Source organism: Paraburkholderia silviterrae (assembly GCF_004353915.1).
In the GTDB taxonomy this organism is placed as follows: Bacteria; Pseudomonadota; Gammaproteobacteria; order Burkholderiales; family Burkholderiaceae; genus Paraburkholderia; species Paraburkholderia silviterrae.
The window spans coordinates 59,262-70,173 of sequence record NZ_SMRP01000013.1 but is presented as its reverse complement, the minus strand read 5'-3'; the positions used below and the strand labels follow the sequence as shown (position 1 = coordinate 70,173).

Here is a 10,912-nt window from a genome sequence, read left to right as displayed (position 1 = left end):
CCCCGCACAGGGGCAACACTAATATACCGACATGAAAACAAGGAAAGGCCAACACCCCAACGCGCATAGCGCATAGCGCATAGCGCATAGCGCGCAATTCAAATCTTAAAACTCTCAAGACTTGCAGGATGAAACAGCTCCTGCGGCTGCAACCGCCGACTAGAAAGCCCTTCCTCATAATGCCTGGCAAGAAACCGATCAACAGTCCTCTCATTCTCCTTAAAACCGTAAGGCCAGAAATCAAACCCCATCAACTTTCGCGCAGCGCGCAGCTGATCCTCAACAAACGGCAAAGTCACCTTGGTAGCACCAGTCTCACTAAGCCTCGCGAGCGCGAGCGCCTTCGACTTCTCGAATGCCTTGACTAGCGCCCCGGGCAGCCACGGATGCTCATCCGTAAGCGCCTTCCTGACCCCAAGCGTATGCATAATCGGAAACAGCCTGGTCCGCGAATACCAATCAGCCGCAGTCTTATGCGGATCCTCAAAGAGATACCGAACCTGCGGATGCCCCTGATCAAAACAGGACGGCGCACGCGGCCCAATCACAGCATCGATCTTCCCCGCCGCCAGCAGGCTGGAAATAGTCTCACCTTCAGGGGCATCTTCCACCTTGATATCGTCCGGCAGATTCAGCGAGATTTTCTCAACCCGGGTTGGATCTTCATAGCCACCGCGCACCCACGTCACATCCGAAGCCTTCACCCCATACTCTTCCTCGAGCAGCATCCGAACCCAGACATTAGCGGTAAGCTGATATTCAGGCACCCCAATGCGCTTGCCCTTCAGGTCTTCTGGCTTCTCGATCCCCCGGTCCGCACGCACGTAGATCGACGTATGCCGGAAGGCCCGCGACGGAAAAACCGGCACAGCGGTATACGGCGACGTGCCCGCAGCCACCTTCACCGAGTAGCTGCTCAGCGACAGCTCGCAGATGTCGTAGTCGGCGTGCCGAAACGCGCGAAAGAAGATCTCCTCGGGTTCCTGCAGCATGAACACCGGATCGACGCCGTCGATCTGAACATCCCCATCGACAAGCGGCCGCATGCGGTCATAGTTTCCAACGGCGATCGACAACCGAAGCTTGTGATTTCCCATTACCTCTTCTCCTTGTTACGAAACGATAGAACCGAAAGCATTGGCACGCGCCAGCCACACCGGCTGCGAACCCGGTCAGGTCATGATAATTTCATGCTATATCGCATGATCCTACTATGGATTACTCAAGTCAAGGGCCATGACACCATTGACCGGCGGGCCAATACATCGGTTGAATGATTGCGTTCGTTCAGACGGATTGCGCTGGATAGACAAGCTCCGGCGTCCAGCTTTCGCGCGGTTGGGCATACAGTTCCCAGAACGCCTGAGCCACACCGCGCGCTTCGGGCGAGTCGGCCGAAACGAATGTTGCCACGGTGACAGAACCGACATGTACGCCACGATCCTTGAAGCTGCCGAAAACCGCGTGCGTCAAGTTTTGAATCCCCGCCTTGCCAATGCCAAGCAGCAGGTAATCGGGATGCGGGTGCGTTGCCAGCGCGCCGCCGGTCAGCAGGATCGCGCCGCTGCCGCGTGCCAGCATGCCTCGCGAAACCGCTTGCGTGGCGACGAGCGCAGCGCCGATATTCACAGTCAGATCGGGCACGAACGTCTCGACCGGCTGCGTTTCGATCGAACCTGAATGCATAGCCGCCGCATTGAAATGCAGAACGTCGATTGCGCCGAACTCCGCTTCCGTTTCGCGCACGAGCTGAAGCACGCTGTCCATATTTCCGGCGTCGACCGTCTTGGTGCTGACGGTGTAGCCCTTGTCGGACAGTTGTTTGGCCCTTTCAGCAAGCTGCCCTGGATTGCGCGAGGTTAGAACCACACGAAAGCCTTCAGACGCAAAACGCGCGGCGGTCGCGATCCCGATGCCCGGACCAGATCCGATACTGAGAAATGTTTTCACTATTAGGTATCCTGTTAAATATGAAAGATGCTTGTCGAAACTCCGGCCCAGCTTCCGGCCGTGGCATCAACGCAAAATGTGGGAACGTCAGGGGTTAGTGGATCACGTGCACCGACACAGGCGCGTCAGCCCGTATGCACGAACGCGTCGCTAAAGAAGTCGTCTTCCGGCAAGCCGGCCTTCACGAAGGTTTCGCGCGCGGCGCTCGTCATCGACGGGTTGCCGCATGCGTACACCTCATGTCCCGCCAGCGAGCCGAAGTCTTCGAGCACGGCCTCGTGCACGAAGCCGCGCCGGCCCGTCCATGCTTCATCGGCTTCGGAGAGCACCGGCACGAATTTCACGCGGCCACTGTCATGCCATTTCTGCGCGAGCGCTGCGAGGTAGAGGTCTTCGGCGCGGCGCGCGCCCCAGTACAGATGCAACGGCCGTTCGAGCTTGCGCTTGATGGCATCCTCGACGATGGACTTCACCGGCGCGAACCCTGTGCCGGTGGCGAGCAGCACGGCGGGCTTGTCCGACCCTTCGCGCAGCATGAACTCGCCGAACGGCAGTTCGACGCGCAGCCGGTCGCCCTTCGCGAGGCTGCCCAGCACGGCTTCAGAAAACCGGCCGCCGGGCACGTGGCGCACATGCAGCTGCACGCTGTCGTTTTCGTGCGGCGCATTCGCCATCGAGTAGTTGCGCCGCGTGCCGTCCTCCAGCTCGACCTGCAGATACTGGCCGGCGCCGAACTTCGCGCGCACGCCCGTGGGCAGCCGCAACTGCAGGACACTGACGTCGCTGGCCGGCTGCGTGATGCGGTAGACGGCGGCTTCGAGCGTCTTGCGCGCGATGGGGTCGCGCTTCTCGATGCGACGCGGCGCGATCGTGAGGTCCGTGTCGGGCCGCAAGCAGCACAGCAGCGCGCGCTCGACCGGCGCCGCCACGGCGCCCTGCACCGGCGAGCGCCCCTCGCCCGCTACGAGGCGACCCTCGCAGGAGGCACAAACGCCCTTGCGGCACGAGTACGGCACCGCATAGCCGGCGCGTTCGGCCGCGTCGAGCACGGTTTCACCGTCCGCGCAAGGAAAGGTTATGTCGCTCTCGGCGACGGAAATGCGAAAGTCCACGATATCACCTCGATGCATTGTCAGCCGATGCCGGTCGAAGGCAGGTTTGCGGGCGTCATAGCGGCAACGCGAGCAATGTGTCGATGCGCGAGCTGTCGCACACGACAACCCGCTCGCGCAAGCGCACGCCCACCGCGTCGCGCACGTACACGTCGCAATAGCGGCCCGTCGCGAACAGGTCGGTGGTCCCGTCGCGCATGATGCGCGCGACCATGAACGAGGTTTCGCTGCGCGCCTCGGTGCCCTCGTCGCCGATCACGTACGGCTGCCCGAGCAGATGCCGGTAGGCGTGCCGTTCGTAGATATTGGCGTCGCGCAGTGACGCCACCCGGTCGACCAGCATGCCGTGCGAGGCCGCGTAGATCATGCTGCCCACGAGGCCGCGCCGATGGTTGTCGGCGGTCGTGACCCGGTAGACGCACGATGGCGTGAAGAAGTCGGGCCACTGCCCGAGGTCGCCGTCGTCGATGCAGCGCACGTATTCGGCCTGAGCTCGGGCGATCAGTTGGTGGATGTCCTGCGTCATCGTCAATATCCCATTGCGTTACGGTAGGCCTTCCAGAAGCCGCGAATCGAGGCTTCCGTCACGCGGCTCGCGCTGCTGGTCGTGCCAGCGCCGCCCATCTCGATCACCGAGCGCGCGTCGCTTGCGCCTTCGATGCCGCGCTGCACGAAGCCGCCCACGCAGCCGTCCTCCATCGAGACATAGCCGGCCGGGCCCACGAGGTTCGACTGGCGCAGACGCATTTCCCGCAGCTCGGGCGTATCGTCCTCGAAGCCGAGATAGATCCAGTTCAGCTCGGTCTGGCGCGCGCCGCGCGGCAGGATCTGGCGCACCGCAATGGCGTTCTGGATCTGCTGCAGCACAAAGCCCGGAAACACCGAGAGAATCTGCAGCGTGATGCCGTCGCCGAACTCGTCGGCGCCCGCGAGCACCGAGGTGTCCTCGAGGCGGTGGCCGCTCTCCGAGCGGATGTTCTGAGCCGCATAGTCCTGCGTGGCGGTCTGCTTCGCCGCTTCGGCCGCGTGATCGACGGCTGAATAGCTGACGTGATGGCCGCCGCTGGGGTCGACGATGATGCCGCCGCGCTGCGAGAGCTTGTTCAACTGAAAGGTCGTGAAGAACAGATGCAGGATGCTTGCATGATAGGAATCCTTAACGTTTTCGAAATAAAGTTTCCAGTTGTTCGGCAGCATCTGCGTGAAGCGGCCGAGCACGACGGGCGTGCGATTTTCGAGCACGCGCGCAATGCGCTCGACGATCTCCTCGCCAAGGTATTCGTCGAGCGGCGGCACATCGTCGGAGAAGCTGCCGAACACCAGACCGTGCAGCGTCGCCACGCGCAGCTTGCGCAAGCCGTGATCGCCGGGACAGAAGTCTTCTTTCATGCCGCCCTGGCCGTTGATGCCGTCCCGGAACGCGACGCCGAGCAGATCGCCCTGCAGGCTGTAGGTCCAGGCATGGTAGACGCAGCTGAAGTCCTTCGCGTTGCCCGCGTCCTCCAGGCACACCATCGCGCCGCGATGCGCGCAGCGGTTTTCGAACGCATAGAGCTCGCCGTCCGTGTCGCGCGTGACCACCACCGGCGCATCGCCGATGAACGTGCTGCGAAAGTCGCCCGGGTTCGGCAGCTCGGCTTCGAGGCACAGATAGCTCCAGTTCGGACCCCGAAAGATTGCGTCCTGCTCGTTTGCATAGACTTCGTCGCTCTGGAACAGCGTATAAGGCACGCGCGTGACGCCCTCGGCGGGCCACTCGATGCTGGCGCGCCGCGCCGGCTGGATGGGGATGATGTTCAAGTTGCTGACTCCGTGGAGGGCGTCTGCCAAACGCCGGTTACCGGGAACCTCGGCGAGACCGCAGTTGACAGCCCCGCCCGGGTGTGTTCGAATACCGTACATTGTTCGATATACGACCCAATATGACACCCACCAAAAGCTCTGTCAATAGAGAGGAAGGCGCCCCATCGTCCGTCGAGTCCGTCAAGGATGAGGCCGGGGCGACGCCGGCCCATGCGAAGGAAGGCATGGGGGGGCTGGCCAAGGGGCTGGCCATCATCGAGGCGTTCGGGCCGAATACCACGCGCATGACCGTTTCGGATGCGGCGCATCTGGCTGATCTGAGCCGTCCCGCGGCGCGGCGCTGCCTGCTGACGCTCGTCGAGCACGGCTATCTCGCCCACGACGGCAAGTTCTTCACGCCGCTGCCGCGCATGCTGCGGCTGGGCAGCGCCTACCTCAGCACGTCGTCGCTGCCGCAGATTGCGCAGCCGCTGCTGGCGAGCACGCGCGACAAGCTCCAGGAGTCGGTCTCGCTGGCCGTGCTGGACGAGGGTTATGCGGTGTTCATCGCGCGCGCCGAAGCGGTCCGCATCGTGTCGACGGGCGTGAAGCTCGGCGGCCGCCTGCCCGCCTATTGCTCGGCCACGGGACGCGTGCTGCTCGCCGGCCTGCCTGAAGAGCAAGTGCGCGCGCACCTCGAAAGCGTGCCCATGAAGCGGTTCACCGATCGCACGGTGGCCAATCTCGAAGGCGTCCTGAAGACCATCCGGCGCGCGGCGGAGGACGGCTACGCCATCAGCGACGAGGAGCTGGAAATCGGCATGTCGGCGATGGCCGTGCCGGTGAAGAACAGCGCCGGGCAAATCGAGGCGGCGCTGAGCGTGAGCGTCTTTTCAGGGCGCGTGAACGTCGACACATTGCGGGAAAAATTCCTGCCGGTGCTGCGTGAAACCGCCGGGCGGCTGCAACGCTCGCTGTAGGTCGCTGCGGGTCACTTCGGGTCGTAGCAAATAGCTGCGGGGCGGCTGGCGATTCGCGAATCCGGCCACGCGGCCACGCGGCCACGCGGCCACGCGGGCTCGCTGGCGATGCATCGCAGAACAGGCGCAGCGCTATAGCAGCGCGGCGAGGTGACGGCGTGCGCTCTCAAGTTCCGGCAACAGATGCTCCACTACGCCTTCGCGCGTCATGCGGCTCGTAGACACCGAAAGGCTCATGGCCGCAACCATCTCGCCACGCGCGTTGCGGATTGGCACGGCGATCGAGCGAACGCCGATCTCCAGCTCTTCGTCGATGATGGCGTACCCGTGTTTGCCGACAAATTCGATCTCCTTCATGATGCGGGCGGTCGTCGTGAGGGTGTGGGGCGTAAGCGCGGGGCGCGCCATTCTGTTCAACATGAATCTCACCTCGGCCGCCGGCTGCCCCGAGAGCAGAACGCGCCCTGTGGCGCTGCAGTAAGCAGGCAAGCGCGAGCCCACCCCCAAACCGCTCGACAGGCTGCGCCGATGCGTCGAGCGCGCGACGAAAACGGCATCCTGCGCATCCAGCACGGCAATCGATGCGGACTCCTGCGTGCGCTCACTGGTGATCTCGAGGATGGGCTGCGCGACCTTGGTCAACGGATCCGAGACGACATAGGCGTAGCCAAGCCGCAGCGCGCGCGGTGCCAAAACAAACGTGTAGCCATGCTGCGCGGCATAGCCCAGCCTGCACAGCGTCAGCAAGCTGCGTCGTACCGAGCCCTTGGTATGACCGGTTATCTCCGCCGCCTGCGTAACGGTCAACGGCCCTCTCTTCATACCGAATGCTTCGATGATGGACAACCCCTTTTCGAGGCCCATCACGTATTCAGGTTCGCTTTCCTGCGTTTCTTTCTCGCTCGCATCAGCAGCCATAGACCCTCGCAATATTCGAATTTCGTACAAAAGTCCGGTATCCGGACATTGTAGCCACGATCGTTGACACCCAATCGGCCTTTGCTGATATTGCGCTACATACCCCGGGCCAAGCGACCCACAGGAACATCGATCACTCATTGTCACCTGAAGTCTTCTGACGTGCGAAGGAAACCATGAAACCCGAATCACCCAAGCGCATTATCGTCACTGGCGGCGCCAGCGGCATTGGCTACGCTTTCAGCGAACACCTTGCACAGTTGGGGCATCGTGTCGTCATCGCCGACCTGCGTGGCGCGGACGAAGCCGCAGCCCGTCTTCGCGAGTCCGGACATCAAGCCATCGGCGTGCGCACGGACGTGGTCAGCGAAGCCGATGTCGCGAACATGGCGGCCGCGGCCGTAGCGGAGTTCGGCGGCATCGATGGCCTCGTGAATAACGCCGCGCTGTTCACCACGCTGACGCTGAAGCCCTTTGACCAGATCACCAATCAGGAATGGATGCGGGTGATGGAAGTCAACACGATGGGCCCATTCAACTGTGCGAAAGCGGTGTTGCCGCATTTGCGCCAGAGCGGCCGGGGGCGCCTCGTCAACATCGCTTCCAATGTGCCGATGAAGGGGCCGGTGAACATGGCGCACTACGTGGCCAGCAAGGGTGCCGTCATTGCGTTCACGCGCGCCCTTGCGCGGGAGCTCGCAAAGGACGGCATTACGGTCAATGCCATTGCGCCGGGCTTCACGCTGAGCGACGGCGTGCTGCAGACCGATCTGCAAGAGCGCATTGGTGAAAACGCGCGCACTGCCGGCCGTTGTATCCAGCGCGATCAGGTGCCTGGCGACCTCGTCGCGGCACTGGCTTACCTCGTTAGTGACGGTGCGGGTTTTGTCACCGGCCAAACCCTCGCCGTGGACGGCGGCAGCGTATTTCTTTGAGTCAGCCCGCCATGGACACTACAACCGCACAATACGAAACCCTTGCCCTCTACATCGGCGGCCGCTTTCTGGGCGCCAATGGGCGGCCCGAGCAGGATGTGATCAACCCGGCGACGGGCAAGGCAATCGCTCGCTTGCCGCACGCTACGCCCAAGGATCTCGACGACGCCGTGAACGCAGCGTCGGAGGCATTCCAGACCTGGCGACACACACCGGCGATCGAACGCTCGGCGTTGCTGCGCCGCGTCGCCTCGTTGATCCGCGAGCGCGCGCCGCAGATCGCCCGCAACATTACGCTCGACCAGGGCAAGCCTCTCGCCGAAGCCGTGCTGGAAGTCCAAAGCTGCGCTGAGCACGCTGAATGGCATGCGGAAGAGTGCCGGCGCATTTATGGGCGCGTGATACCGGCGCGCACGCCGGGCGTGCAGCAGACGGTCACGCGTGAGCCCATCGGAGTTTGCGCGGCATTCACCCCCTGGAACTTTCCCTTCAACCTGTCACTGCGCAAGGTGGTCGCTGCCCTGGGCGCGGGTTGCACGCTGGTCCTCAAGGGCCCGGAGGATTCGCCAAGCGCCGTGGTGGCGATGGCGCGCATCTTCCACGACGCGGGCTTGCCGGCGGGATGCCTCAACGTTGTCTGGGGCGTGCCTTCCGAGGTCTCCAGCCATCTCATCAACGCCCCGGCGGTGCGCAAGATTTCGTTCACCGGCTCCGCCACGGTCGGCAAACAGCTGGCGTCGATGGCCGGCGCGCAGATGAAGCGCATGACGATGGAACTGGGTGGCCACTCGCCGGTGCTCGTGTTCGATGACGCTGACGTCGAGCAGGCCGCGCGTTTTCTGGCGCGCACCAAGACACGCAATGCCGGCCAGGTCTGCATGGCGCCGAGCCGCTTTTTCGTGCACGAAAAAGCCTATGAGCGGTTCGTGGATGCCTTCGCTGCCGAATACGCACCGCTACGGGTGGGAGACGGCCTCGATCCGCAGACCCAGATGGGCCCGCTGGCCCACGAGCGTCGCGTGCACGCCATGCAGTCTCTGGTGGCGGACGCGCGCGAGCGCGGCGCATCGCTGGTGTGTGGCGGCAATCGTCTGACTGAAACGGGTTACTTCTTCCCCCCGACGATCCTCACCGGCGTGCCCGAAGACGCGCGCCTGATGGTCGAGGAACCGTTCGGGCCCGTTGTGCCAATAACGACATTCAGTAGCACTGACGAGGCATTGGCGCGCGCCAACGCGCTGCCATATGGGCTGGCTTCCTACGTGTTCACGAATTCGATCGCAACCGCCCAATACGCGGCTAGCCGCATCGAGGCCGGAATGGTCGGCATCAACCATTTCGGCCTGGCACTGGCCGAAACGCCGTTGGGCGGCGTGAAGGAGAGCGGCATGGGCAGTGAAGGCGGCATCGAGACGTTCGACGGTTACCTCGTCACCAAGTTCGTGTCGCAGGCCAGCCGGGTGCCCTGAGAACGACTCGGGCAACGCCTCAATGCGATGGCGGACCGCAACGCCTTGAACTAGCCGCAGTGCGCCACCGGTTGTACGCGTGCCCCCGTCGGCGGACGGGGGCATCGCTGTTTTCTTGATCCCGCGCCCCGCTCTCCCTCTGAGCCTGCGGACAGGGGTGCGGTCCCCGCCCCTGCCTTACTCTCGTCCACGCACTTGCCCGTGCCTTGCCCTTGCACGCACGGTGCATTCGTGCGACCCCAGCGTAGCCTCCACGCGCGCCCCTGCCAGGGACTTTCCCCAGGGGTCTTGACTTCACTCATTCCAAAACACATTATTCGATATAAATCGATCTTGCAACGCACTGTTGCACTTAGGATGCCGTAGCAATGCCGCTGCAGGAAGGCGCCATTTTCCTGACCGGCCCCATTCCACACCTCATCCACCACCCACCACGAGGATCACCATGTTCTTCAAGCTTCGCGTATCGCATGCGGTGCAACAACCGCAAAGTCCGCTTCTTGCGCATGAGACTACGGCCGCTCATCCAGCGGGCCTCAAGAGCCGGCGCGATCTTCGGCTCAGGCGAGGGAAGCTGCTCGCCTCGGCGATGCAACTCTGCGCGAGCCTGCTGCTTGCCGCGGGTTTCACCTGTACCGCGGCCCATGCGGCGCAGGACTCCATCACGAACCATCAGGGCGACATCACGCCGTTGTGCGGCACGAAGCCGATGATCGTCGGCGTGTCGGACGGCTACGGTGGCAATACGTGGCGCAAGACCGGGCTCGCCGAAGTCAGGGACGAGCTGAGCCGGTGCAAGAACGTCACGCGCATCATCTACAGCAACGCCAACGGCGATCCGCAGAAGGCGAATTCCGACATCAACAGCATGGTCGCGCAGGGGATCAACGTTCTTATTCTGCTGCCTGACTTTGGTGCGGTGCAGCTTCCGGCGATGCGGGCGGCGATGAAGGCAGGTGTTGCGGTCGTGCCGTATTCGGCGCAGCTTGCTGGCACGCCGGGCCGTGACTACGTCGTGAACGTGGTGGGCGATACGCAGCAGATTGGCGTGCTGTGGGCCGACTGGCTTGGCACGACGCTCAAGAAGGGCAATGTCGTGTTCATGGGTGGATCGCCCGGGGCGACCACTTCACAGAACTTCATGGACGGTCTTAGAGAAGGGCTCAAGAAGTATCCGGGGCTGAAGTTGCTTAACCAGCAGTACATCGTGACGAACTGGAATCCCGTCGATGCCCAGAAGGCCACCGTCGGGCTCATCGCGCAGTATCCGAAGATTGATGCCATCGTGACCGATGGTGGAGAGACCGCGCTGGCCGCCGTCAAGGCATTCGAGCAGGCTCATCTTCCTGTGCCCGCCATTGCGACGATTGCCAGCGACAATCAAGTGAATTGCCATTTCATTGCGGCGAAGCAGGCGGGTAAGGCGTATCCGTATTACACGCTCGATGGCACGACGACTTATGTGAGATTTGCTGTGCGGCAGGGTGTGGCGGCTTATCAGGGCACGGCGGATAAGGAGTCGCCGTCGATTCTGCCATATGCTTATGCGGATAGTAGCAAGGGGCTCGATCCGAAGTGTGATCCGTCGGCTCCGCCGGATGCAGATCTCACGTCGGCGCTTCCGCCTCAGAAGCTTAAAGCTGTGTTTGAGCATTGATATATAACGTAGTGCTACTGGATTTTTGTATTTAGGTTTGCATATCGCATGGTGGCACGAATTGCTGTTTTTGTTTGGGTGGAGTTTTTTTTCTGCGCGTTTTAGTGCA

General features: G+C 62.6%; 10 protein-coding genes. 4 read left to right on the top strand and 6 right to left on the bottom strand.

What is annotated here, in order from left to right:
- Positions 1-98: 98 nt before the first annotated feature.
- The 5 genes from EYW47_RS23755 to EYW47_RS23735 all read right to left on the bottom strand — a co-directional run bounded on the left by EYW47_RS23755 (position 99) and on the right by EYW47_RS23735 (position 4,862).
- Positions 99-1,097 (bottom strand): ABC transporter substrate-binding protein, encoded by a 999-nt coding sequence (locus EYW47_RS23755; protein WP_133197286.1) that lies wholly within the window; start codon positions 1,095-1,097, stop codon positions 99-101.
- Between the two features lie 190 nt (positions 1,098-1,287).
- Positions 1,288-1,950: an SDR family oxidoreductase gene (locus EYW47_RS23750; RefSeq protein ID WP_133197285.1), complete on the bottom strand. Its 663-nt coding sequence runs from the start codon at positions 1,948-1,950 to the stop codon at positions 1,288-1,290.
- A 125-nt stretch (positions 1,951-2,075) separates the two neighbouring features.
- Positions 2,076-3,062, bottom strand: a complete 987-nt coding sequence (locus EYW47_RS23745; RefSeq protein ID WP_133197284.1) for a 2Fe-2S iron-sulfur cluster-binding protein — start codon at positions 3,060-3,062, stop codon at positions 2,076-2,078.
- A 55-nt stretch (positions 3,063-3,117) separates the two neighbouring features.
- On the bottom strand, positions 3,118-3,588 hold the full coding sequence (locus EYW47_RS23740) for an aromatic-ring-hydroxylating dioxygenase subunit beta (RefSeq protein ID WP_133197283.1): 471 nt from the start codon (positions 3,586-3,588) through the stop codon (positions 3,118-3,120).
- Between the two features lie 2 nt (positions 3,589-3,590).
- Positions 3,591-4,862 carry an aromatic ring-hydroxylating dioxygenase subunit alpha gene (locus EYW47_RS23735; RefSeq protein WP_133197282.1) on the bottom strand — a complete coding sequence of 424 codons (1,272 nt, stop codon included), beginning with the start codon at positions 4,860-4,862 and terminating at the stop codon, positions 3,591-3,593.
- A 122-nt stretch (positions 4,863-4,984) separates the two neighbouring features.
- Here EYW47_RS23735 and EYW47_RS23730 point away from each other — a divergent pair, with 122 nt between their 5' ends.
- A complete protein-coding gene (locus EYW47_RS23730; RefSeq protein ID WP_133197281.1) occupies positions 4,985-5,824 on the top strand; it encodes an IclR family transcriptional regulator domain-containing protein in 840 nt (279 codons plus the stop codon).
- Positions 5,825-5,956: 132 nt separating this feature from the next.
- Here the strand turns inward: EYW47_RS23730 and EYW47_RS23725 are convergent, their stop codons facing one another.
- Complete coding sequence (locus EYW47_RS23725) at positions 5,957-6,742, bottom strand: IclR family transcriptional regulator domain-containing protein (protein WP_133197280.1); 786 nt, start codon at positions 6,740-6,742, stop codon at positions 5,957-5,959.
- A 176-nt stretch (positions 6,743-6,918) separates the two neighbouring features.
- Here EYW47_RS23725 and EYW47_RS23720 point away from each other — a divergent pair, with 176 nt between their 5' ends.
- The 3 genes from EYW47_RS23720 (at position 6,919) to EYW47_RS23710 (ending at position 10,803) form a co-directional block, all read left to right on the top strand.
- The gene (locus EYW47_RS23720; RefSeq protein WP_133197279.1) at positions 6,919-7,677 is read left to right on the top strand and encodes an SDR family NAD(P)-dependent oxidoreductase; all 759 of its coding nucleotides are present in this window, start codon (positions 6,919-6,921) and stop codon (positions 7,675-7,677) included.
- Positions 7,678-7,688: 11 nt separating this feature from the next.
- On the top strand, positions 7,689-9,146 hold the full coding sequence (locus EYW47_RS23715; RefSeq protein WP_133197278.1) for an NAD-dependent succinate-semialdehyde dehydrogenase: 1,458 nt from the start codon (positions 7,689-7,691) through the stop codon (positions 9,144-9,146).
- Positions 9,147-9,855: 709 nt separating this feature from the next.
- Positions 9,856-10,803: a substrate-binding domain-containing protein gene (locus EYW47_RS23710; RefSeq protein ID WP_240763881.1), complete on the top strand. Its 948-nt coding sequence runs from the start codon at positions 9,856-9,858 to the stop codon at positions 10,801-10,803.
- Positions 10,804-10,912 lie beyond the last annotated feature (109 nt).

Coding starts and splice junctions, on each gene's coding strand:
- EYW47_RS23755 (WP_133197286.1), bottom strand. CDS start 1,097: ATGGGAAATCACAAGCTTCGGTTGTCGATCGCCGTTGGAAACTATGAC.
- EYW47_RS23740 (WP_133197283.1), bottom strand. CDS start 3,588: ATGACGCAGGACATCCACCAACTGATCGCCCGAGCTCAGGCCGAATAC.
- EYW47_RS23730 (WP_133197281.1), top strand. CDS start 4,985: ATGACACCCACCAAAAGCTCTGTCAATAGAGAGGAAGGCGCCCCATCG.
- EYW47_RS23725 (WP_133197280.1), bottom strand. CDS start 6,742: ATGGCTGCTGATGCGAGCGAGAAAGAAACGCAGGAAAGCGAACCTGAA.
- EYW47_RS23720 (WP_133197279.1), top strand. CDS start 6,919: ATGAAACCCGAATCACCCAAGCGCATTATCGTCACTGGCGGCGCCAGC.
- EYW47_RS23715 (WP_133197278.1), top strand. CDS start 7,689: ATGGACACTACAACCGCACAATACGAAACCCTTGCCCTCTACATCGGC.
- EYW47_RS23710 (WP_240763881.1), top strand. CDS start 9,856: ATGATCGTCGGCGTGTCGGACGGCTACGGTGGCAATACGTGGCGCAAG.